This window comes from Roseibium sp. AWQ4_290 (genome assembly GCF_056160985.1).
The window spans coordinates 16,519-37,305 of sequence record NZ_JBSWYG010000008.1 but is presented as its reverse complement, the minus strand read 5'-3'; the positions used below and the strand labels follow the sequence as shown (position 1 = coordinate 37,305).

At 58.9% G+C, this 20,787-nt stretch carries 23 protein-coding genes; 16 read left to right on the top strand and 7 right to left on the bottom strand.

From position 1 onward, the window contains the following. Positions 1 to 58: 58 nt before the first annotated feature. Together ACXAH0_RS09705 and ACXAH0_RS09700 are read right to left on the bottom strand one after the other, a co-directional pair. The gene (locus ACXAH0_RS09705) at positions 59 to 493 is read right to left on the bottom strand and encodes an SRPBCC family protein (RefSeq protein ID WP_475184122.1); all 435 of its coding nucleotides are present in this window, start codon (positions 491 to 493) and stop codon (positions 59 to 61) included. Beyond that, positions 490 to 831: an ArsR/SmtB family transcription factor gene (locus ACXAH0_RS09700; protein WP_475190696.1), complete on the bottom strand. Its 342-nt coding sequence runs from the start codon at positions 829 to 831 to the stop codon at positions 490 to 492. Before ACXAH0_RS09700 ends, ACXAH0_RS09705 begins: the two co-directional genes overlap by 4 nt. Before the next feature lie 214 nt (positions 832 to 1,045). Here ACXAH0_RS09700 and ACXAH0_RS09695 point away from each other — a divergent pair, with 214 nt between their 5' ends. The 3 genes from ACXAH0_RS09695 to moaA all read left to right on the top strand — a co-directional run bounded on the left by ACXAH0_RS09695 (position 1,046) and on the right by moaA (position 3,798). Then, positions 1,046 to 2,152, top strand: coding sequence for an Acg family FMN-binding oxidoreductase (locus ACXAH0_RS09695; RefSeq protein WP_475190693.1), 1,107 nt, complete (start codon positions 1,046 to 1,048; stop codon positions 2,150 to 2,152). After that, on the top strand, positions 2,145 to 2,591 hold the full coding sequence (locus ACXAH0_RS09690; protein WP_475190691.1) for a MarR family winged helix-turn-helix transcriptional regulator: 447 nt from the start codon (positions 2,145 to 2,147) through the stop codon (positions 2,589 to 2,591). Before ACXAH0_RS09695 ends, ACXAH0_RS09690 begins: the two co-directional genes overlap by 8 nt. A 217-nt stretch (positions 2,592 to 2,808) precedes the next feature. Next, complete coding sequence (gene moaA, locus ACXAH0_RS09685; protein WP_475184200.1) at positions 2,809 to 3,798, top strand: GTP 3',8-cyclase MoaA; 990 nt, start codon at positions 2,809 to 2,811, stop codon at positions 3,796 to 3,798. A gap of 65 nt (positions 3,799 to 3,863) precedes the next feature. Here the strand turns inward: moaA and ACXAH0_RS09680 are convergent, their stop codons facing one another. Both ACXAH0_RS09680 and ACXAH0_RS09675 read right to left on the bottom strand, forming a co-directional pair. After that, positions 3,864 to 5,102 (bottom strand): multidrug effflux MFS transporter, encoded by a 1,239-nt coding sequence (locus ACXAH0_RS09680; RefSeq protein ID WP_475184131.1) that lies wholly within the window; start codon positions 5,100 to 5,102, stop codon positions 3,864 to 3,866. Positions 5,103 to 5,290: 188 nt separating this feature from the next. Continuing rightward, positions 5,291 to 6,454, bottom strand: coding sequence for an Mrp/NBP35 family ATP-binding protein (locus tag ACXAH0_RS09675; protein WP_475190688.1), 1,164 nt, complete (start codon positions 6,452 to 6,454; stop codon positions 5,291 to 5,293). A gap of 280 nt (positions 6,455 to 6,734) precedes the next feature. Here ACXAH0_RS09675 and ACXAH0_RS09670 point away from each other — a divergent pair, with 280 nt between their 5' ends. The 6 genes from ACXAH0_RS09670 (at position 6,735) to ACXAH0_RS09645 (ending at position 11,753) form a co-directional block, all read left to right on the top strand. Beyond that, the gene (locus tag ACXAH0_RS09670) at positions 6,735 to 7,415 is read left to right on the top strand and encodes an SDR family oxidoreductase (protein WP_475190686.1); all 681 of its coding nucleotides are present in this window, start codon (positions 6,735 to 6,737) and stop codon (positions 7,413 to 7,415) included. A 314-nt stretch (positions 7,416 to 7,729) separates the two neighbouring features. Then, complete coding sequence (locus ACXAH0_RS09665) at positions 7,730 to 8,188, top strand: BLUF domain-containing protein (protein WP_475184137.1); 459 nt, start codon at positions 7,730 to 7,732, stop codon at positions 8,186 to 8,188. A gap of 259 nt (positions 8,189 to 8,447) precedes the next feature. Beyond that, positions 8,448 to 9,311, top strand: coding sequence for a formate dehydrogenase accessory sulfurtransferase FdhD (gene fdhD / locus ACXAH0_RS09660; protein WP_475184139.1), 864 nt, complete (start codon positions 8,448 to 8,450; stop codon positions 9,309 to 9,311). Next, the gene (mobA, locus tag ACXAH0_RS09655) at positions 9,308 to 9,961 is read left to right on the top strand and encodes a molybdenum cofactor guanylyltransferase MobA (RefSeq protein ID WP_475190684.1); all 654 of its coding nucleotides are present in this window, start codon (positions 9,308 to 9,310) and stop codon (positions 9,959 to 9,961) included. Before fdhD ends, mobA begins: the two co-directional genes overlap by 4 nt. Then, positions 9,958 to 10,479: a molybdopterin-guanine dinucleotide biosynthesis protein B gene (gene mobB / locus ACXAH0_RS09650; protein ID WP_475190681.1), complete on the top strand. Its 522-nt coding sequence runs from the start codon at positions 9,958 to 9,960 to the stop codon at positions 10,477 to 10,479. The genes mobA and mobB overlap by 4 nt, the downstream gene beginning before the upstream one ends. Continuing rightward, positions 10,476 to 11,753 (top strand): molybdopterin molybdotransferase MoeA, encoded by a 1,278-nt coding sequence (locus ACXAH0_RS09645; protein WP_475184146.1) that lies wholly within the window; start codon positions 10,476 to 10,478, stop codon positions 11,751 to 11,753. Before mobB ends, ACXAH0_RS09645 begins: the two co-directional genes overlap by 4 nt. A gap of 61 nt (positions 11,754 to 11,814) precedes the next feature. On the opposite strand, the gene ACXAH0_RS09640 is transcribed toward ACXAH0_RS09645, so the two are convergent. Continuing rightward, positions 11,815 to 12,810: an MBL fold metallo-hydrolase gene (locus ACXAH0_RS09640; protein ID WP_475190677.1), complete on the bottom strand. Its 996-nt coding sequence runs from the start codon at positions 12,808 to 12,810 to the stop codon at positions 11,815 to 11,817. A gap of 175 nt (positions 12,811 to 12,985) precedes the next feature. Here ACXAH0_RS09640 and ACXAH0_RS09635 point away from each other — a divergent pair, with 175 nt between their 5' ends. After that, positions 12,986 to 13,921, top strand: coding sequence for a LysR family transcriptional regulator (locus ACXAH0_RS09635; protein WP_475184151.1), 936 nt, complete (start codon positions 12,986 to 12,988; stop codon positions 13,919 to 13,921). On the opposite strand, the gene ACXAH0_RS09630 is transcribed toward ACXAH0_RS09635, so the two are convergent. Beyond that, positions 13,922 to 14,569: a glutathione S-transferase family protein gene (locus ACXAH0_RS09630; RefSeq protein ID WP_475190674.1), complete on the bottom strand. Its 648-nt coding sequence runs from the start codon at positions 14,567 to 14,569 to the stop codon at positions 13,922 to 13,924. A gap of 365 nt (positions 14,570 to 14,934) precedes the next feature. On the opposite strand from ACXAH0_RS09630, the gene ACXAH0_RS09625 reads away from it, so the two are divergent. The 4 genes from ACXAH0_RS09625 to ACXAH0_RS09610 all read left to right on the top strand — a co-directional run bounded on the left by ACXAH0_RS09625 (position 14,935) and on the right by ACXAH0_RS09610 (position 18,601). Continuing rightward, positions 14,935 to 15,711 carry an ABC transporter substrate-binding protein gene (locus ACXAH0_RS09625; protein WP_475184155.1) on the top strand — a complete coding sequence of 259 codons (777 nt, stop codon included), beginning with the start codon at positions 14,935 to 14,937 and terminating at the stop codon, positions 15,709 to 15,711. A gap of 132 nt (positions 15,712 to 15,843) precedes the next feature. Further along, a complete protein-coding gene (locus tag ACXAH0_RS09620) occupies positions 15,844 to 16,557 on the top strand; it encodes an ABC transporter permease (RefSeq protein ID WP_475184158.1) in 714 nt (237 codons plus the stop codon). Continuing rightward, positions 16,554 to 17,381, top strand: coding sequence for an ABC transporter permease (locus tag ACXAH0_RS09615; RefSeq protein WP_475184162.1), 828 nt, complete (start codon positions 16,554 to 16,556; stop codon positions 17,379 to 17,381). The genes ACXAH0_RS09620 and ACXAH0_RS09615 overlap by 4 nt, the downstream gene beginning before the upstream one ends. Positions 17,382 to 17,434: 53 nt before the next feature. Then, the gene (locus ACXAH0_RS09610; RefSeq protein ID WP_475190673.1) at positions 17,435 to 18,601 is read left to right on the top strand and encodes a trans-sulfuration enzyme family protein; all 1,167 of its coding nucleotides are present in this window, start codon (positions 17,435 to 17,437) and stop codon (positions 18,599 to 18,601) included. Positions 18,602 to 18,627: 26 nt separating this feature from the next. Here ACXAH0_RS09610 and ACXAH0_RS09605 read toward each other — a convergent pair whose 3' ends face one another. Next, entirely contained in the window at positions 18,628 to 19,518 is an 891-nt protein-coding gene (locus ACXAH0_RS09605) for a LysR family transcriptional regulator (RefSeq protein WP_475190671.1), read from the bottom strand. A 98-nt stretch (positions 19,519 to 19,616) separates the two neighbouring features. On the opposite strand from ACXAH0_RS09605, the gene ACXAH0_RS09600 reads away from it, so the two are divergent. Beyond that, complete coding sequence (locus ACXAH0_RS09600; RefSeq protein ID WP_475190669.1) at positions 19,617 to 19,766, top strand: hypothetical protein; 150 nt, start codon at positions 19,617 to 19,619, stop codon at positions 19,764 to 19,766. 123 nt (positions 19,767 to 19,889) lie between these two features. Further along, positions 19,890 to 20,771, top strand: a complete 882-nt coding sequence (locus ACXAH0_RS09595; RefSeq protein ID WP_475184169.1) for an NAD(P)-dependent oxidoreductase — start codon at positions 19,890 to 19,892, stop codon at positions 20,769 to 20,771. The last annotated feature ends 16 nt before the right edge of the window (positions 20,772 to 20,787 follow it).

The window sequence follows — 20,787 nt, the reverse complement described above, 5'->3', positions numbered from 1 at the left end:
AACTGGATCAACCGATTGGCCTGCAATTTCCTGCCGGCCCACCGCCGAGGCATCTGTGCTACGCCGGGACGGGCGCAAGAACTTCCCTGCGGAACCGCCCGAAATGTTCATCCCAGCCAGCATCAAGCGCCGTCAACATCCGGAACGCCGCTTCTCCTGCAGCCTGCTCGATCCCTTCATGGACAAGCGTCAGACGCGTGCCGCCAGCAGCCTCTTCCAGCGTCCAGCGCACCGTTGTCATGGCCCCGTTCAAAGGCTTCACGGTGAACGTATAGACGAGGCTTCCATGGGGTCTCATTTCCAGAACCTTGCCCCAGCAGATCCTGTCCATGTTGCCATGCTGGTCGAGCAGCGTGTAGTCGGCGCCTTCCTTAAGGTCTTCTTCGGCCGGATGAAACCAGCGGGCGAGCTTGTCTTTCTCAGTCAAGAAAGCCCAGACAGTTTCACGCGGGGCTTTCAAGAAAATGGTCTTGGTCATCGTTGTGGCAGTCATGTCATATCTCCTTCCCGGTCCTTCGTGTCTTTGGCAATTTCACGCTGCAAGTTGGATAGCTTTGCGTCCCAGAACTGTTCAAAGACGCCAAGCCATTCGAAAGCGGATTTCAAGGGGTCGGGGGAAAGGCTTTTGCGCCGTTCCCGTCCGATCGTCTCGCTTTTGACGAGGCCGCCTTCTTCAAGAATGGCCAGATGCTTGTTGATCGCGGTCCGGGTGATGCCGAACCGATCCGAGATTTCAGAGATCGCCAGGCTTTCCTTGCACAAAAGCAGCAGGATCTCCCGCCGGGTCGGGTCTGACAGCGCCCGGAAGACCGGTTGAGGGCCCGTGTTCATGGTCAGCCTTCCCCTCCGGTCCTGTCCAGCGTGCTCCGGACTTTCATCGAAATCATTGCCCTCTCCTTTGTGACACTTTTTGGTGTTATATTAAATAACACCTTTTGGTGTTATGTCAAGACTCAACATGTGCATTACCCGGAAAATTGCGCGCCTGTTGATTTTGATGCGACTTCGTACTATTTAATGCGATATCGCACTAGAGGAGATCCACATGGCCCTGACACGCAGAAAGACCCTTGCAATTCTTGGTGGGGGCGCCGTTGTTGCAGCCGGAGCATCGGCCGGTTCCTTCCTGATGACCCGCACACCGGAAAAAGCCCTGGCTCCCTGGCAAACGGCCGGGTCTTATGAAGATCCGAGACTGTTTGCCCTGTCCCATGCGCTGCTCGCTCCCAATCCGCATAACAGACAGCCCTGGCTTCTGGAGCTTAAGGGAGGCGACCAGTTTTTGCTGCACCGGGACGAGGCCCGGGACCTGCCGCAGACCGACCCGTTTCACCGGCAGATCTTCATTGGGCTGGGGTGCTTTCTGGAATTGATGTCCGTCGCTGCGTCAATGAAAAACCATACGGCCGACATCACACTGTTTCCCGATGGGGAAGCCGGTCCGGTTGCCCACGTCACCCTGCGCCCGGGTCAGGAACCCGATCCCCTGGCCGCGCAGATCCTTCTCAGGCGCACCTGCAAGGAACCGTTTCTGGATAAGCCAGTGCCGGACCGGACGGCTCACGCCCTCAGCGCCTTCGCCACCATCCTCACGGATGCAGGCACGGTCGCAAAGATCCGGGAACTGACCTGGCAGGCCTGGCTCACGGAAATGCATACCCACCGGACGCTCAAGGAAAGCTTTGATCTGATGCGCTTCGGCAAGGCCGAGATCAATGCCAATCCTGACGGCATTGATCTCGGCGGCCCTTTTCTTGAAACGCTCATGCTGGCCGGTGTCCTGAGCCGCGAGGACCAGCTCGACACGACCTCGACGGGATTTCAGGAAGGGGTCAAAATCTACCGGGAGATGCTTGCGGCGACACCGGCCTATGCCGTCCTGACCAGTCCTTCGAACACACGAGCGGACCAGATCGCTGCCGGCCGGCGCTGGCTACGGCTGAACCTTGAAACGTCGCGGCTCGGGCTCGCGCTGCACCCGGTCAGCCAGGCCCTTCAGGAATTTGAGGAAATGCAGCCCCACCACATGAAAGCCCATGACCTGCTTGCCAAACCGGGAGAAACGGTTCAGATGCTGGGGAGATTGGGATACGGCCCGATCACGCCGCCCTCGCCCCGCTGGCCGCTCAACACACGGATCATGAATGGATAACGAGACCCGGACGCTCTTCTTTGCCTTTTTCAACGAAATCGGGATCATCGCCCAGCTCAGCCGCACCGCGCTGGAGGCCCGGCTGCCCAAGGGGATGACTTTGCCGCATTTCAGTGTGGTCAACCACCTGGTCCGTGTGAAAAACGGCCAGACCCCGCTCGCGCTCGCCCGGGCCTTCCAGGTTCCGAAGACCACGATGACCCATACGCTGAATGGGCTGGAGACACATGGTTTTGTCGAGATCCGGCCCAATCCGGAGGACAGGCGCAGCAAAACCGTCTGGCTGACAGAGGCCGGTCAACGCTTCCGTGACGAGGCCATCGGGGCGATCGACCCGGATATCCATGCCTTTCGTCAGCACTGCCCGGACGACAGGATCCGGGATCTGGTTCCTGTCCTGGCCGAAATCCGCGCCATACTCGACGCAAGCCGGGACTGACTGTCTCGGGACCTGCGGGCTGCAGATTGACAAGTCTACACTGTAAAGTTTACCTGCCGGTCGAAGAGAGGATGCAGCCATGCTGTTTCGATTGATCTTGGTGCCGGGCACGCCATATGATGGCTGCAACAAGAATGAGTGAGGGAGACGAAACGTGACCGACGGCAGCATTGTCGTTCCTTCTGGAACGGGAGGACAGACCAGTGGAGCGGCTTCCATGATTGATCCGTTCGGACGTGCAGTGACCTATTTGCGCGTTTCCGTCACCGATCGGTGCGATTTCCGTTGTGTCTATTGCATGGCTGAAGACATGACCTTTCTGCCCAAACGGGAAGTGCTCAGCCTGGAAGAACTGGACCGTCTGTGCAGCGCCTTCATTGAAAAAGGCGTGCGCAAGTTGCGCCTGACCGGCGGCGAACCGCTGGTGCGCAAGAATATCATGAGCCTGATCCGCAGCCTTGGACGCCATCTGGACAGCGGGGCTTTGGAGGAACTGACCGTCACAACCAACGGCTCCCAGCTAGCCCGCTATGCGCAAGAGCTCCATGACTGCGGTGTCCGGCGCATCAATGTGTCCATCGACACTCTTGATCCACAAAAATTCCAGGCTGTCACGCGCTGGGGCGATCTGGAAAAGGTGATGGACGGCATTCGCGCGGCAAGCGCGGCCGGACTGAAGATAAAGATCAACATGGTTGCCCTCAAGGATGTAAACGAGCACGAGATCGTGCCGATGCTGGAATGGTGCCACGGCCATGGACATGACCTGACACTGATCGAGACCATGCCGCTTGGCGAGATTGATGGCGACCGCACCGACCAGTATCTGCCCCTGTCGACCGTGCGCAGCCGTCTCTCCAGCCAGTTCACCCTGACGGATATCCCCTACAAGACCGGGGGGCCGGCGCGCTATGTGACGATTGAGGAAACGGGGGGGCGGCTCGGCTTTATCACGCCCCTCACCCACAATTTCTGCGAAAGCTGCAACCGGGTCCGGGTCACATGCACCGGTCAGCTTTATATGTGCCTCGGCCAGGACGACATGTCCGATCTTCGAGCGCCCTTGCGGGCGTCCGAGGGCAATGAGCTGTTGAATGCCGCAATCGATGAGGCTATTGGCCGCAAACCCAAGGGCCATGACTTTGTGATCGACCGGCGGTCCCGCCAGCCGGCCGTGTCCCGCCACATGAGCGTCACCGGAGGCTGATCACAGCTCCGGCCCAGGTGGCAGTCTTCAAAATACCAGCTCTTTTCGAGAAAAGCCCGCCGGACTTATTCGGCGGGCATGAAACCGCTTGCTTCGGCAACCGGTTTGATTGACAGGGCCGTAATCAGGCTGGCGGTAATCCCGAGTGCCATGATCCAGATCATGCTCCATGGGGACCCGGCCAGGAAACTGTGGGCGAACAGCCAAGCCACCAAAGAGCCTGCCACAGCCCCCATCCCCACTTGCAGGGATGCAACCAGACCGGAGGCGGACCCGGCCAGCTCCGGACGGACGCTGACCGCTCCGGAAATTGCACTGGGCAGACAGACCCCGTTGCCAAGACCAAGGACGAACATGGGCAGAAACAGGCTGGGTCCGGTGACAATTCCAAAATAAGCGAACCCGGCAATCAGCGCCACGGACAGCGCCCCGATCACTGTGCCGCTCAGGATCATCGGATAGAGCCCGGCCCGCTCGGCGAATTTGCCCGAAATGAAATTTCCGACAATGTACCCAAGGGCCACAAACATGAAATAGAAACCCATTTCAGCAGCGCTCATCTTCAGGATCTGGGCCGCGATGAAGGGCGCCCCGCCAAGATAGGCGCAATAGGTCAGGGCGGAGAAGGCTGCGGTTAGGGCATAGCTCCAGAAAAGCGGCTCGCGCAACAGGGCCGTATAGGCGCGCAGGACCTGTCTTGTGGAGGTCTTTTCCCGCTGAAGATTGGTTTCCGGCAGGTGGGAGACGCTTGCATAAAGGATGGCGATCCCAATCAGGAGCAGAAGAATAAAGCCGCCTTCCCAGCCATAGAACTCGTCCATGAGCCCGCCAATGGCCGGGGCAATGGTCGGCATCACGGCCATGCCCATGGTGACATAACCAATCATGCTGGCCGCCTGTCTTGAACCATAAAGGTCGCGCACGATGGCGCGGCTCAGGACCATTCCGGTGCAGCCTCCGGCCGCCTGCAGCACCCGGGCAGCAATCAACGCCTCAATCGTTGGCGCTATCATGCACAAAACCGTGCCAACCACAAAAAGCGCCATGCCTAGAATAATGATCGGACGGCGGCCAAACCGGTCGGACAGGGGCCCCCAGAACAGCTGCGACACGGCCACGGCAATGAAATAAGCCGACATGGACAGCTGGATCTCGTCAGGCGTTGCGGCGAACACGATCATCATGCCAGCAAGGGAGGGTAAATAGATCTGCATGGCCAACGGACTGACCGTTGAAATCGCAATCAGGATACCAATGGACGGTTTTTTCCGAAGACGGGACGGCTCGGATTGGCTGGACATCATGCCTGCAGATACACCCTCTACAAAAAATTGAAATCTGAGACAGACTCAACGGATGATACGTTATAGACCGAAGGCGTGAACAGGCTGTGAAACATTGAAAGTACAAGTGAAAATGGCTGCAAGCTGACCATTTGCATCCCGGAACGGTCCGGGCCGCTGATCAACCGGCCCGGCGCCCCCTTTGGACATCAATCAAAGACGATTTTCGGTGCCGCCTTCCCGGCTGCGCCCTCCGGCTGCTCGATTGAGGCCACCACTTTTCCGGCAATGGATTTGTAAATGGCTGCGACCGGGCCCTCAGGATCACTGACCACAATCGGCGTTCCCGCGTCGGACGTCTCGCGGATTTTCATGGTGAGCGGCACTTCACCCAGAAACGGCACACCTAGCCTTGCAGCTTCGGCCCGCGCCCCGCCATGACCGAAAATATCGTGGCGGCTGCCGCAATCCGGGCACAGGAAATAGCTCATATTCTCGACAATACCGAGCACCGGCACATCCACACGCTTGAACATGTTTAACCCCTTGCGGGCATCAATCAGGGCAAGGTCCTGAGGGGTGGAGACGATCACGGCACCGGCGAGCGGCACTTGCTGGGCCATTGTGAGCTGTGCGTCCCCGGTTCCCGGCGGCATGTCGACAACCAGAACATCCAGTTCTCCCCAGGCTACTTCGCGCAGCATCTGGGTCAGGGCGGAAATCACCATTGGCCCGCGCCAGATCATAGGCGTTTCCTCTTCCACCATGAAGCCCATCGACATGACCTTGATGCCATAGCCTTCCAGAGGTTTCAGCACCCGGCCGGAGACGGCTTCCGGACGTCCAGAAACGTTGAAGAGACGGGGCACGGACGGGCCGTAGATATCCGCATCCAGAACACCGACTTTCAGGCCATTCGCCGCCATTCCAAGCGCAAGATTGGCGGTTGTCGTCGACTTGCCGACCCCGCCCTTGCCCGAGGCAACCGCCACAATGTGCCGGATGCCGGGAACACCCGGCTTCGATGTGGCCTGCTCGTCAGCCCCTTGCGGAGCGCGGCCCTGTGGCGCTGAGGCCGGGCGCGCTGCGGGTTTGGGTGGCGCGCTGCTTGCACTGCCCGGTGTGCGCTCGGCGGTCAGCGCCACCATGGCGTTTTCAACCCCCTCGACGTCCCGGACGACCTTTTCTGCCGCCTGGCGCAAGGGCTCCAGTTCCTGGGCCCGCTCTGCCGGAACAGTGATGGAAAACGCGACCCGGCCATCAGAGACAAACACATCGGAGACCAACCCCAAGGACACAATGTCTCCTTCAAGATCCGGTCCCTTGATCTGCCGTAACCGGTCCATGACGGCTTTTTTGATTGGTTCGCTCATAGTCTGTCCTGTCTGATATCCGGCGGCTCGCTCTGCCGGAGGGCTGACCGGAAATCTAATTTGCGTAGCGACAAAAACAACCTGCTATTGCCACACTCTCCCAATAAGCACTTTCCTGGAAGGTCGTGCCCTCTTGAAAGCGTTCGCGGTGCGGTGCAGCCTTCAATGCGTTCCCATAAACAGATTCGGTGTCCCAAAGGGAAACCGGTTTGCCTGCCATCCGCCCCCATTTTCCTGGAAGTACCTTTCTCGCCACCCTCCGACATTTCAGGACCCCACGATGCCCGCTTGCCTTATCACCGCGACCAATCGCGGGATCGGTTTCGATCTCGCCCGGACCGCCCTTTCCTCCGGCTGGACCGTTTACGGATCTGTGCGCAGCGACGAGGCCGCAAGGGACACCGCCGCCCTGCTGGGACCGGACTATCATTCGCTGGTCTTCGACGTCACCGATCACACGGCAGTTCACAGGGCCGCGGCCGGGCTGGCACAGCCTCTTGATCTTCTGATCAACAATGCGGGCATCATCGGCCCTGATCGGCAGACCACCGAGGATATGGACTTTCAAGGCTTTGCCCGCACACTGGAGATCAACACCCTGGCGCCGCTCGCCGTCTCCCAGGCCTTTCTGCCGCAGCTACGAAAAGCCCCCACCGCCAAGATCCTGACCGTTTCCAGCCAGATGTCATGGATGGGCTACCGGAAATCAGACACCCTCGCCTACCGGGCATCCAAGGCTGCGGTGAACAAGGTCATGCAGGCTCTCGCCACCGATCTGGAACCGGAGGGAATTGCGGTCGCGTTGATTGATCCGGGCTGGGTCAGAACATCCATGGGCGGGCCGCACGCGGACAATGACCCGAAAGATGTTGCCGAAGGAATCCTGGCCATCGCAGCCTCCCTTGCCATGGACAGCACGGGGAAGTTCTTTAAGTGGACGGGGGAAGAGCGCCCGTTTTGAGGTTAATAAGGGCTGCCTGGCCAGTTCCACGGCAGTGAGTCGCCGAATGGACCGGACCGTCAATTCTTAAGGATTGACTTCCACCAGGCCACCTCAACACAGAGGGGCTGATTTTCCACATAAAGATAATCTGACGTTGTTTTGACCATCCACCAAGGCATCTGCTTTCAAGCCTCAAGCACTTTTTTCCTCAGATCTTTGTATGCCGGAGATCGGTATCCACGTTCTTCTTACAGTTTGATTCAAATTTTAAGAAATTGTGAGGAATTGAGGCGCAGGCTGGTGGTATCGGAATTCAAAAGATCGGACACGCAATGGAGCTCTACCGCGCCTGCTATCGCAGCAAAATCAAATGGGACAACATGCGCTTGCCCCTGCCCGACGAAATCGACAGAACCTTGCTGCGTATCCGCCGTATCAACCGCAAGGCCGGGGTCACCGGCGCCCTGCTCCTGGTGGATCAGCACATCATTCAGGTTCTGGAAGGCCAGACCGGCCAGGTTCTTGACACCGTCTATTGTGTCATGAACGACCCGCGCCTGCATGATATAGAAGGACTCATCCATGAACCGGTGGATTTCCGCCTGTTCCCGAATTCGCTCATGTTTTTCCGGGACCTGACCGACGGCGTGGCTGCGTCGCAGCATCCGGTGCTGCGGCCGCTTCTGGATCATCCGAGCGCCGTGACCCGCGATGAAGCCTATCTTGCTTTCAGCCATTTTGCGATGGAACTGCAGCAGGGCCGCCTGACAAATGACATGCTGATGATCTGACGGGCGCCGCCCGTCCGGATTACTCTGCACCGGCGTGCCTCTAGACGCCCCGCCCTGAAGGGACGGAAAGATCTGAGGAGGTTTGGTGGTGGCCGGAGCCCTGCGAATTTATGTGTCCGATTTCTCTTCGCCGGGCTGGTCTGTTCCCATCCGCCACCAACCAACAGGATCAACTAAGATCTTGCCCTTGCCCTTTGGCGTCCCATAGTGTTCCGGAAAAGATCACATTGGGAGTTGCGCGCCTTTGCCAGGCCCTTACATGCTGAAGCCCGATCCGGAGCAGCCCGGACTGTCAACCACCGTCAACGGCATCGACCAGACCGGGGCACCGGTTGAAACCCGGGTTGTGACTGAAAAACCGCTGACCCTTTATCTGAATTCCCAGGAAGTGGTCACGATGATGACGATTGGCGATCATCCTGACCTTCTGGCCGTCGGCTATCTGAAGAATCAGAACATGCTGGCGCCGGAGGACGTGATCACCGCCATCGACCATGACGACGATCTGGATGTGGTTGTGGTGCGCACGGAAACCGAAACAAATTTCGAAGAAAAACTGAAGAAGAAGGTTCGCACCTCCGGCTGCGCCCAGGGCACGGTATTCGGCGATGTGATGGAAGGCTTTGAGGACGTGACCTTGAGGCCGGAGGCAACGCTTAAGACTTCCTGGCTTTACGGGCTCACCAAAACCATCAACACCACTCCGTCTCTTTATCTGGAAGCTGGGGCCATCCATGGCTGTGTTCTGTGCCGGGAGGACCGGCCCCTGGTCTATATGGAAGATGTCGGCCGCCACAACGCCGTTGACAAGATTGCCGGCTGGATGGTGCTGAACGGAATTCCCGCCAGCGACAAGATCTTTTACACGACCGGACGCCTCACCTCCGAGATGGTGATCAAGACGGTGATGATGGGCATTCCGATTCTGGTGTCCCGCTCCGGCTTCACCGCCTGGGGTGTGGAACTGGCACGCAAGGCCGGTCTGACCCTGATCGGCCGCGCGCGGGGCAAGCGCTTTGTTGCACTGTCGGGCACAGAACGGATCGAATTTGACATGGACCCGGACTTTGCCGATGACGAGCCGGAGAAAGTGAAACGGAAAGGGAGCTTTGCAGCGCAATGACAGCAGGGCATTCGGGCTTGGCTGCAGACAGGATCATGGGCTGCGTCCTGGCCGGCGGGCAATCGCGGCGCATGGGTGGAGGTGACAAGAGCCTGATGGATATTGGCGGAACCTCCATGCTGGAAATCATCCTTGCCCGGCTCGCCCCTCAGGTCCCCGCCACTGTGCTGAATGCAAATGGTGACCCTGCGCGCTTTGCGGAGTTTGGCCTGCCGGTCGCGCACGACCCCGTCGGGGAATTTGCCGGACCGCTGGCCGGGGTTCTGGCCGGGCTTACCCATGCCCGCGGCCATCACCCTGAAACAACCCATGTGGTATCGGTTGCCGGCGACACGCCGTTCTTTCCCGAAAACCTTGTAGACCGGTTGCGGGCGGCTGTGCCTGCTGACCGGCCCGTCATTGCCCTTGCCTCCTCCTCCAGCAAGCTTCATCCGGTATTCGGGCTCTGGCCCGTGGCCCTGCATGACGATCTCCATACGTGGCTTTCCACGGGGCAAAGCGGCAAGGTGCTGGCCTTTGTCGACCGGCATGACAGTGTCGAGGTGTCCTTTGACCCTGACCCAGCAACAGGGCTGGACCCGTTTTTCAACGCCAATCGTCCGGATGACCTGACAACCGTGCGCCAAACCCTGAGCGCGCTTGCCCCATGACCCACCCCCCAGTTTTTGGCATCACCGGCTGGAAGAATTCGGGCAAGACCCGGCTTGTCACCCGGCTTGTGGCCGAATTCACCGCACGCGGCTTGAAAGTGTCTACGGTCAAGCATGCCCATCACAGTTTCGATATCGACCATCCCGGAACGGACAGTTTCCGCCACCGGGAGGCGGGCGCGCAGCAAGTGGCGCTAGTGTCCGGGCGCAGATGGGCCTTGATGCATGAATTGAACGGCGATGAGGAACCGCCGCTCAATGAGATCCTTGCCCGGCTTGCCCCCTGTGACCTGATCCTGATCGAGGGCTACAAGCGGGAAAGCCATCCGAAGATCGAGGCCCGGCGGGCCGAAAGCGCGGATCGGGGAGCCTTGGCCCCTCGTGATCCGAACATTTTGGCGGTCGCGTCCGATCATGATCTTCCGGCAGAAACCTTGCCTGTTTTCCACCTGGACGATGTCCCGGCCATGGCCGACTTCATTGCGTCCCGCCTTGACCTGAGGAAGGCCGCAACATGACCGGGAAGTCCCTGCTTGATGATTGCTTTCTGCATGACAAGGACCGGCTGCGTCACCACGAGGCGCTTGCGATCCTCAAAGACCGGCTGACGCCAGTTGCGGACACCGAAACTGTTCCCCTGGAGAGCGCGCTGGAGCGCATTCTGGCGGAAACGGTTACCGCTCCAAGAGACGTGCCTCTGGCCGACAATTCAGCGGTGGACGGTTATGCTTTCCGCCACGCGGATTTTGACGAGGCCGGGGGCTTCTTCCGCCTTGAGCAGCGCATTGCCGCCGGACAGGGCACCGGCGGTCTGCTTGGCCCCTGGGCTGCCGCCCGGATTTTCACCGGCGCTGTAATGCCGCCGGGCGCGGACACGGTGGCCATGCAGGAGGATTGTGAGCGTCATCAGCAGGACGGTCAGGAGTTCGTGATCGTTCCGCAAGGCCTCAGACCGGGGGCCAATTGCCGGAAAGCGGGAGAGGATGTGATGGCGGGAAGTACGCTGCTGTCCCCCGGCCTGCTGCTGCGCCCGCAGGATCTTGCCGCGATCGCCTCCACAGGCCAGGCGGCTGTTTCCGTGCGCAAGAAGCTCAAGGTGGCATTGGTTTCGACCGGGGACGAGTTGCGCCGCCCCGGCCAGCTGATTTCGCTCGGCGATGTCTATGATTCCAACCATTTTCTGCTGCGCGGCCTGAGCGCCACCCTCCCCCTTGAGATCGAGGATCTGGGGATCTTGAAGGACGACGCAGCGCATGTGCAGGCGGTGCTGTCGGAGGCCGCTGAAAGATTTGACGTGATTCTGACCACCGGAGGCGCCAGCCGGGGCGAAGAGGACCATATCCTGTCAACGCTGGATGCGCTGGGGCAGCGTCATATGTGGCAACTGGCCATCAAGCCCGGCCGGCCGATGATGTTTGGCACGATTAAATCCTGCGTGTTTCTTGGACTGCCAGGCAACCCGGTGGCCGCGATGGTCTGTTTCCTGCTCTATGTTCGGCCCGTTATCAGCCGTCTGTCCGGCGGGCCATTTCTGGAGCCGCAACGCTTCGAGATGCCGGCAGCCTTCGAGATTGCAAAGAAAAAGCCCGATCGGCGGGAGTTTTACCGTGGCTATACCGGCCTTGATGCGGCGGGACGCCCAGCCGCCTACAAGTTCATGCGAGACGGGTCCGGGCTGATCACGGGACTACGCCAAGCCGATGGCTTGATCGAGATCCCGGAAGAGGTCACAAGCATCAAGGCAGGTGACATGGTCCGCTATCTGCCCTTTTCCGGATTTGGGATCCGATAAGGAGCCCGGCGGCGGTCCGCCGGGCTCTCGTCAGGCACTGGTCAACAAGACCAGCATGGCCTTAATAGGCATAGGGCCAACTGGCGGCCACGAACCGGTAGCTGTCCTTTTCCTTAGCCACATGGCCAAGTCCGGGAAACGGAACATGGGCGCCGGCAAACAGCAGCTTTTCGCTGGCAGCCTGATCGAAGAAGGCCTTGCGGGTCGCCGCCGCCTGAGCGGCATCGATGTCGAAGCCGATCCCCCAGTCCGGCCTGTCGAACTGATACGCACTCATATGCAAAATGTCCCCGGCAACCGCCAGCGTTTCGCCATCGCTTTCGATGAGGAAACCGGTGTGACCGGGTGTGTGACCCGGCAGCGCCATCGTCCGGAAGCCGGGAAGCACCTCTTCGTCACCTGAGACAAGCGTCGTACTGCCCTCATAGGCAGCCGCGGCCCGGCGCGCGCCCTCAAAGAAGGGTTTGAACTCCTCCGGAGCGCCATTCATCATCGCATCATCATGCCAGAAGGCATGGTCGGTCTCCGGCAGGATCAATTCCGCATTGGCAAAGACCTTCTTGCCGTCTCCGTCAACCGCCCCGAACAGATGGTCCGGGTGCATATGGGTGATCAGAAGCGCATCAATCTGGGCTGGAGACACGCCCGCAGCCGCCAGAGCCTGCGGCAACCGCCCCATGGTCGGCCCCAGGGCATCGGATGTCCCCGCATCAACCATAACAAGACGCTCTCCGGTGTTCACCAGAAAGGCGTTGACGGGAATGCGGAGCGCGTTACCGTCAATCAGCGCCTTGTCTCGCAAGCGCTGGCCCTCGGCGTCGTCATAGCCGACAACAATCTCCGGCGTGACATCCAGATAGCCATCCAAAAGTGCGGTGACCTCCATGCTGCCAACCTTGTAGCGCAAGGCGCCAGCCATCGGCGCGCCCGACTGGGGTGCCGATGCGTGGGCCTGGCTGGAAATCAGCGCCAGCCCCCCCGCTGCGGACAGGGCCCCGGCAGCGGCGGAGCTTCCAAGGAAAGAGCGTCGGGAAAAGGAAATGTTGGACAAGGTCATAAGTCTGCCTCCTGCTTAGTCCTTGAGAATGGTCGATTTGACTGGCCTGACCGGTGACCCGGCCGGGCTTTTTAGAAAATGTTTCATTCAAATTATTTTTGAAGAGGACCCTAACTTATAAAACTCATAATCTACGCTTATATCTAAAGCGTCTTTGCGATAAATGGAGCCTCTAGTGGATCGGTTCAGTGCCCTCGCCAGCTTTGTTCAGTCTGTCAATCTCGGCAGTTTTTCCGCAGCCGCAAAGCATCTCGGCATCTCGCAGCCTGCGGTCAGCCAGCAGGTTAGGGGTCTGGAGACCGATCTTGGCGTGCGCCTGTTGAACCGCACCACCCGCCAGCTGCACCTGACGGAGGCCGGTGAGCGCTATTTCAGCTATGCACGCGACATTCTGGAGCGTCTGGAGGAGGCCGACCGGTCCGTGCAGAGCGAAGACGCGCAAATGTCCGGTCCGCTCTCAATCGGCCTGCCACTTGGCTTTGCCGAGAGCATCCTGTCGGAATTCCTGATTGCCTTCAAGAAAGAACACCCCTGCCTGCTGCTGGATATTTCGCTTTCGGATGAATTTGTCGACGTGATCCAGGAACGACTCGACATTGCCATTCGCATGGGAGACATCAAGGATGACCGGCTCATCGTCAAACGGCTGGGCGTGGCGCAGCGCTGCCTGATCGCCTCACCGGACTATCTCAACCGGCGCGGACGGCCCCAGCATCCGGCGGATCTACCCGATCACGACTATCTTCTCTACAAGAACATCTCGACCGGCGACCGGGTGCCGTTCCTCAGCACCCTGGGCGAAAAACTGTCCATCAAGATCTGCCCGTCCATGAAAATCAACAACTCGGCGACCTTGCGCCGCGCGGCGCTTGCCGGGCTCGGCATCACCATTGCCAACCGCTGGATGGTGGAGCCGCAGCTCCAGTCCGGGGAGCTGGAGCTGGTGCTGCCGGACTGGCGCTACCCGCCGCATCCCATCCATGCAGTCTATCCGTCCAACCGGTTCATCCCGTTGAAAGTGCGCCGGTTTGTGGACCGTTTGCGGAGCTATTTTGAAGACCGGGGCGCGCTGGAAGCGCTCGGCCATGCCCCGGTCAAGCGCGCGGGTTGATCAGATTTCATCGACCGCGACATACCAGGTTTCTTTCAGAGCGGCCGCCTCCCACTCCTGCCAGGCGCCAGTGGCCGTCATGGCCGCGTGATAGGCCGTAAACACCGGCGAAACGCTCAGGCTGTAAGTGGCAAACCGGCTGACGACCGGGGCATACATGGCATCGGCAATGGTGAAATCGCCAAAGAGGAACGGCCCGCCCGACACGTCCAGGCATTCGCCCCAGATGTCGAGGATCCTGTTCACATCGGCTTTGACGCCCTCATTGACGGACAAGACTTCAACCGGACGCTTCATGTTCATCGGACATGCTCCCCGCAAGGCGCCGAAGCCGGAATGCATTTCCGCACTTATGGCGCGGGCATGGGCGCGGAGCTTTTGGTCTTCCGGCCAAAGCCGCTTTTCGGGACAACACTCGGCGGCATATTCGAGGATCGCCAGACTATCCCAAACCGTCAGGTCGCCGTCCCTCAGAACCGGCACCTTCATGCTCGGCGAGAAAGCCTTGAACTCAGGATTGCCGTTGTCAAAATCAAATGGAATCAGCGTTTCGGTGAAGGGAATGGCCTTTTGCCGAAGAGCGATCCAGGGCCGGAAGGACCAGGACGAATAGTTCTTGTTGCCGATGAAGAGTTCAAATTGTGCCATGGGGCCTCCGGTTTCAGGACAAGGCGCCACGGGACATCCCCGTGAGGCCCTTCAACAAATTCCTCAAACGTTTGTTAGCCCGGCGCGCGCGCCTGCTCCAATTCAATCATTTCATCCAATTCATAAGGGTTTTCGATCCGTGCCGGTCTGCATTGTTGAAATATGTCCCCTCAAACGCGCACACGAATACAGCCCTGAGCATGTCCTTCCTGAAAGAACACCTCCCAAACGTTGTAGCGGCATGAATTAGGCTGTGTTTTTTTTCTGTGCATGCTTGAAATCTGGGCGGAAGTGTATGGAATAGAGCCTTCTGGCAAAGGAGTACTGTTTTTCCTGCGCCGCAAACATAATCAAGGGGAAAATAAATGCGTGTTTTGCGTATGGCTGCCGCTGCTGTTGCTGTTCTGGCTGCCGTTGGTGCCGCTGAGGCGAAAGACTGGTCCAAGGTTCGAATCGGAACCGAAGGCGCCTACCCTCCGTTCAATTCCCTGACCGCTGACGGTCAGCTGGTCGGCTTCGACATCGATATCGCAAAAGCTCTTTGCGAGGAAATGAAGGTGGAGTGCGAATTCGTCACCTCTGACTGGGACGGTATCATTCCTGGCCTGCAAGCCGGGAAGTTCGACGCGATCATCGCCTCCATGTCGATCACCGAAGAGCGTAAGCAAAAGGTGGATTTCACCAACAAATACTACAACACCCCGCCGGCGATCGCCGTGCCGAAGGATTCCAAGATTGCCGGAACCGCTGATGCGGATTTGAAGGGCTTTACTCTTGGCGCCCAGTCCTCCACGACCCATTCCAACTATGCGGAGGAAAAACTTCCCTCTGCGGAACTGAAGCTCTATCCGACCCCGGATGAGTACAAGCTTGATGTGGCCAGCGGCCGGATCGACGGGGTGATCGACGATGTCGTGGTTCTGTCCGACTGGCTGGCCACGGAAGATGGTGCCTGCTGCAAGCTGCTCGGCACCTTGACCCCCGATCCAGTCATCAACGGCGAGGGCGCCGGCATTGCGATCCGTAAGGATGACGGCGAGCTGAAAGAGATGTTCAACAAAGCCATCGAAGCCATTCTGGCGAACGGAAAATACAAAGAGATCAACGACAAGTATTTCTCGTTCGACGTTTACGGCGGCTGATTTCTCTTCCGTTGAAACGCGAGGAAGCGTGGCGCTCATCAGCGCCGCGCTTTGCCAAAGGGGACAAAACTTCACCGGTGGGCGCGCCCCATCGGGCGGAGCTTCAAACAAAACGGAAAGAAGCGCCAGCTCATGAATGACGCTCTGACGCTGCTGTCCTTCGGAGGGGAAGGCTATGGTGACGAGATCGCGTACGGTACGCTTGTCACAGTGGCCCTCGCCCTGGCGTCCTTGCCGATTGGGCTACTGCTTGGTTTTCTGCTGGCAGTTGCCAAAAACTCAAGCGAAGCCAGCCTCAAGCTCGCGGCAGATATTTACACGACCATCTTCCGGGGGCTTCCGGAACTTCTCACGCTGTTTCTCGTCTATTTCGGAGTCCAGATAGGCCTCCAGGCTGCCCTGAAACTCGCCGGTTTTGATTTCTATTTCGAAGTGAATTCCTTTGTCGCAGGGATGGTCGCACTTTCCCTTGTGTTTTCCTCCTACGCGTCAGAAGCCTTTTTGTCTGCCTTCAAGGGCATTCCACAGGGACAATATGAAGGCGGTCATGCGCTTGGCCTGTCCCGGTTTCAAACCCTAACACTCGTGATCCTGCCCCAGTTGATCCGCCTCGCGCTTCCCGCGCTCGCGAACCTTTGGCTCATCCTGCTGAAAGAGACCTCTCTTGTGTCCGTGATCGGCCTGCCTGACCTCATGCGCGAAGCAGGTATCGCTGCCAGGGTGACCAAGGAACCGTTTCTGTTCTTCGGTGTTGCCTGTCTGATTTATCTTGTGCTGGCCATGGTGTCCTCCGCCGGACTGACATGGATAGACCGCTGGACCAAAAAAGGAGATGCTGCGAGATGATTGCTGCAAATCCTGAAACCGGCGCCACGCCGCCGCCTCTGCCGCCACGTGCCTGGACCAATGCGCGCATTCTCGGCCATGTTCTGATGTCTCTGTGGCTCGTGTCCGGCGTTTCCTTGCTCTATTATCTCGGCAACAATCTTGCGAGCCCGTTTGTTGCCAAATACTGGCCCAAATTCGCCGATGGTTTTCTCGTTACGATTCAAATTGTCAGCGTCTCGCTGCTCATCGGAGCTTTGCTCAGCCTGCCAATTGCCGTGGCGCGAGGGTCAAGGTGGAAGCTGCTTTCCTGGCCTGCCTATGCCTATGTCTATTTCTTCCGGGGCACCCCTCTGCTGGCCCAGACATTCCTGATTTATTACGGCGCCGGGGCCTTCAGAGAGGAGTTGACGGACTTGGGGCTTTGGACATTCTTTCGCGAAGCTTGGTATTGCGTGATCTTTGCATTTTCTCTGAACACGGCCGCCTATCAGGCTGAAATTCTTCGCGGATCGATCTTGAACGTGCCTCGCGGTCAGTGGGAAGGGGCTCAGGCCCTCGGACTGTCGAGACCCGTCACCTTTTTCAAGGTCATCCTGCCCCAGGCTCTGGTGGTTGCCCTCAGGCCCTATGGCAATGAGATCATTTTGATGATCAAGGGGTCGGCGATTGCTTCGATTGTGACGATCTATGACCTGATGGGCGAAACCCGGCGGGCCTATTCCCGGTCCTATGACTTTCAGGCCTATATCTGGGCAGCCGTGATGTATCTCTTCATCGTTGAAACCCTGCGCCGGGTCTGGGATAAGATTGAACAGCGCCTCACCCGTCACCTGAAGCGCTGACCCCTCCCCTTCGGCCTGCAGTCCCGTTGGCCGCCCTGCCCGGACCGTTTGTCATGTCACAGTCTCCCGAAAAGCCCAAAGACCTCCACACTGACAGTCTTCTGGCCCATGCGGGGGGCGGGTTCGACCCGGCGACCGGCGCCATCGTGCCGCCGATCCAGACCGCAACCACCTTCGTGCGCGACGAAGACTATGACCCGGTTCTGCCTGGCCACATCTACAGCCGGGACAGCAACGCGCTGTATAAAAAGACCGAGGCCCTGATCGCAAGCCTTGAGGGCGGCGCGGACAGCCGATTGTTTGCCTCCGGCATGGCTGCCATTGCAGCGGTTGTGCGCAGTCTCGCCCCCGGTGCGACCCTGATTGCCCAGTCGGGCATCTATTGGGGCACGACCCTGTTCCTGCGCAAACACTGCGCTCAGAACAACATCGTTCTGGTCGAAACCGATGCGGCCGATCTGCCGACCTTGAAGGAGGAGATTGCCATTACCAAACCGGCGATGGTCTGGCTGGAGGTGCCCAGCAATCCGTTCCTGAGAGTCGCGGACATCGCGGAAATTTCAAAGGTGTGCAAACAGGCTTCAGCCGTTCTGGCCGTGGATGCAACAGCCGCGACACCGCTGATCCTCAAACCGCTTTCCTGGGGGGCCGACCTCGTTATGCACTCGGCCACAAAGGCCCTCAATGGCCATTCGGATCTTCTGGGCGGTGTCGTCACCACAGCGGATGCGGACAGCAGCACCTGGGCCTTTATCTGTGAGGAACGTCAAATTGCAGGTGCGGTGCTCGGCTCTTTTGAAACCTGGCTGCTGCTGCGCGGCCTTAGGACCTTGGCATTGCGGGTTGCCCGGATGAATGCCAATGCCATGACATTGGCTACATTTCTGGCCGCCCATCCCAAGATCGAAACGGTTCTCTATCCCGGTCTGGAAAGCCATCCAGGCCATGAGGTTGCCAAACGTCTGATGACGGAAGGGTTCGGTTCACTTCTGTCGGTCTGCGTGAAAGGCACCAGAAAAGACGCGCTGAAAGCCGCCGGAGCATTGAACGTGTTCCAGCGGGCAACCTCTCTTGGCGGCACGGAAAGCCTGGTCGAGCACCGCTATTCGATCGAAGGTGATAGCTCCGGCATACCGGAGACCCTGCTGCGGCTGTCCGTTGGCATCGAACACGCCGCCGACCTGACAGCCGATTTTGACCAGGCTCTGGCAACGATCTGACCGCGCTCCTCCCGGTGACGCGTGCCTCAGCCCTGCCCGTTTTCCGCCTGCATGACGCGCAGCCAGCGCATGAATGCTTTCAAGGGTGGCCTTTTCAACCCGGGGCGGGTCACCATGTGATAGCCGGTGCCGGGATAATAGCCATCCTCAAACAGCACCTGCAACGTGCCTGAGGCAATATCCGCCTCGATAAAGGCCTTGGCGGTGGCAGATATGCCGTCACCCCGGCGAAGCCCTTCCAGCACCATATAGCCCGGCAGATGGGTCACATTCAGTTTGTTGGTCGGCACCACGCCCTGGCGTTCCAGCCAGATCGCCAGTTCATTGGTGCCGAACTCCTGCAGCCAGTGAAATTCCAGAATGTCCTCGGGACTGGCGATGACCTTGTCGCCGATCAGACAGCTGGCACCGACAACGGCAAAATTCGTCGGCAGGAGCAATTCAGACTCAAGCCCGGCCCAGTCCCCGTTGCCAAAGCGGATGGCCAGATCCACACCGCCCGGCTTCATGTCCACCACTTGAGCGGTCGGGTCCAGAACCAGCTCGATATCCGGGTTTTGTAGGCGGAAATCATTGATCCGCGGCATCAGCCAACTGACCGCAAAGGACGGGGTCATCGTGATGTGAAGCGGCCGTGACTTGTCCTCCTGCTGCAGCGTTTCGACCGCGTCCATGATGACCGAGAAACCGTCCCGGAGCCCCTTGAACAGGAGCTCCCCATCCGCCGTCAGCCCGACACCGCGCCCCTCCCGGACAACCAGCTCCTTTCCCAGGAATTTCTCAAGATTCCGGATCTGCTGACTGACGGCCGCATGGGTCACATTCAATTCCCGTCCAGCGGCTGACAGGCTGCGGCTTTCGGCCACAACGGCAAAGACTTTCAAACTGTTGACCGGAGGCAGCGAACGCCAATTCATATGTTACTTTTCCTTACAGACTGAAAATCTTCCTGACTCGCATCAACAGACACTATTCGCCATATTCCGCTTCATAGCAACGCATGGAGTGAAACGAGATGTTACATATTTATGCCAACAGCCTTCTGGAAGCCACACGCTCCTCCAAGTCTCATACCCCACCAGACATCCGTAAACGCGCGGCAGCCAATGCGCTTTACAAAGAACAGGCTGAACGTGTCTGGTGGCGACGCCCGTATTGGGTGTGAGCTGAAACTCTTTTCCCGCCCCGGCTGACAGCCACAGGCAAATGCCCTAGAACCATGATCAACATTATCAAATAAAGGCCCGGCTCTTCGCGCCGGGCCTTGGTCTGAAAAGGGAGCATCGTCATGGCAAAGGTTGCATTCATCGGTTTGGGCGTCATGGGGTATCCAATGGCCGGGCACCTCAAGACAAAGGGCGGTCATGACGTTACGGTCTATAACCGCACCGCTGCCAAGGCAGAACAATGGGCCAAGGAGTTTGGCGGAACGTTTGCCGCCACCCCCAAAGAAGCGGCCGAAGGCTGCGACTTTGTCTTTTCCTGTGTTGGCAATGATGATGACCTGCGCGCCGTCACCACCGGCGAAAACGGTGCCTTTCACGGCCTCAAGCAAGGGGCCATCTTTATCGACAACACAACGGCGTCCGCCGAAGTCGCCCGTGAGCTTTATGCGGCAGCCAGGCACAAAGGCTGCGGCTTTATTGACGCTCCTGTTTCCGGCGGTCAGGCCGGAGCTGAGAATGGTGTTCTGACAGTGATGTGCGGCGGCGATGCAGACCAGTTCGAGGCTGCCAGGCCCGTGATCGAGTGTTTTGCGAAATTCGCCGGTCTCATGGGGGAAAGCGGCGCCGGCCAGCTGACAAAGATGGTCAACCAGATCTGCATTGCCGGTCTTGTTCAGGGCCTGTCAGAAGCAATCCATTTTGCCGGAAAAGCCGATCTGGACATTGCCAAGGTTATCGCTGCGATCAGCGGCGGAGCCGCCCAGTCCTGGCAGATGGAAAACCGCTGGGAGACCATGCAGGCCGGTCAATTCGATTTCGGCTTTGCCGTTGACTGGATGCGCAAGGATCTCGGGATCTGCCTGCAGACGGCCAACCAGACCGGCGCCCGTCTTCCGGTCACGGCTCTGGTGGATCAGTTCTATGCCGACGTGCAGGCTATGGGTGGCAGCCGCTGGGACACGTCCAGCCTGATCGCCCGGCTGAACACGGAAGAAAAGGCCTGAACATCAAATCGCAAGT

Coding starts and splice junctions, on each gene's coding strand:
- ACXAH0_RS09705 (WP_475184122.1), bottom strand. CDS start 493: ATGACTGCCACAACGATGACCAAGACCATTTTCTTGAAAGCCCCGCGT.
- ACXAH0_RS09700 (WP_475190696.1), bottom strand. CDS start 831: ATGAACACGGGCCCTCAACCGGTCTTCCGGGCGCTGTCAGACCCGACC.
- ACXAH0_RS09695 (WP_475190693.1), top strand. CDS start 1,046: ATGGCCCTGACACGCAGAAAGACCCTTGCAATTCTTGGTGGGGGCGCC.
- ACXAH0_RS09690 (WP_475190691.1), top strand. CDS start 2,145: ATGGATAACGAGACCCGGACGCTCTTCTTTGCCTTTTTCAACGAAATC.
- moaA (WP_475184200.1), top strand. CDS start 2,809: ATGATTGATCCGTTCGGACGTGCAGTGACCTATTTGCGCGTTTCCGTC.
- ACXAH0_RS09680 (WP_475184131.1), bottom strand. CDS start 5,102: ATGATGTCCAGCCAATCCGAGCCGTCCCGTCTTCGGAAAAAACCGTCC.
- ACXAH0_RS09675 (WP_475190688.1), bottom strand. CDS start 6,454: ATGAGCGAACCAATCAAAAAAGCCGTCATGGACCGGTTACGGCAGATC.
- ACXAH0_RS09670 (WP_475190686.1), top strand. CDS start 6,735: ATGCCCGCTTGCCTTATCACCGCGACCAATCGCGGGATCGGTTTCGAT.
- ACXAH0_RS09665 (WP_475184137.1), top strand. CDS start 7,730: ATGGAGCTCTACCGCGCCTGCTATCGCAGCAAAATCAAATGGGACAAC.
- fdhD (WP_475184139.1), top strand. CDS start 8,448: ATGCTGAAGCCCGATCCGGAGCAGCCCGGACTGTCAACCACCGTCAAC.
- mobA (WP_475190684.1), top strand. CDS start 9,308: ATGACAGCAGGGCATTCGGGCTTGGCTGCAGACAGGATCATGGGCTGC.
- mobB (WP_475190681.1), top strand. CDS start 9,958: ATGACCCACCCCCCAGTTTTTGGCATCACCGGCTGGAAGAATTCGGGC.
- ACXAH0_RS09645 (WP_475184146.1), top strand. CDS start 10,476: ATGACCGGGAAGTCCCTGCTTGATGATTGCTTTCTGCATGACAAGGAC.
- ACXAH0_RS09640 (WP_475190677.1), bottom strand. CDS start 12,810: ATGACCTTGTCCAACATTTCCTTTTCCCGACGCTCTTTCCTTGGAAGC.
- ACXAH0_RS09630 (WP_475190674.1), bottom strand. CDS start 14,569: ATGGCACAATTTGAACTCTTCATCGGCAACAAGAACTATTCGTCCTGG.
- ACXAH0_RS09625 (WP_475184155.1), top strand. CDS start 14,935: ATGCGTGTTTTGCGTATGGCTGCCGCTGCTGTTGCTGTTCTGGCTGCC.
- ACXAH0_RS09620 (WP_475184158.1), top strand. CDS start 15,844: ATGAATGACGCTCTGACGCTGCTGTCCTTCGGAGGGGAAGGCTATGGT.
- ACXAH0_RS09615 (WP_475184162.1), top strand. CDS start 16,554: ATGATTGCTGCAAATCCTGAAACCGGCGCCACGCCGCCGCCTCTGCCG.
- ACXAH0_RS09610 (WP_475190673.1), top strand. CDS start 17,435: ATGTCACAGTCTCCCGAAAAGCCCAAAGACCTCCACACTGACAGTCTT.
- ACXAH0_RS09605 (WP_475190671.1), bottom strand. CDS start 19,518: ATGAATTGGCGTTCGCTGCCTCCGGTCAACAGTTTGAAAGTCTTTGCC.
- ACXAH0_RS09600 (WP_475190669.1), top strand. CDS start 19,617: ATGTTACATATTTATGCCAACAGCCTTCTGGAAGCCACACGCTCCTCC.
- ACXAH0_RS09595 (WP_475184169.1), top strand. CDS start 19,890: ATGGCAAAGGTTGCATTCATCGGTTTGGGCGTCATGGGGTATCCAATG.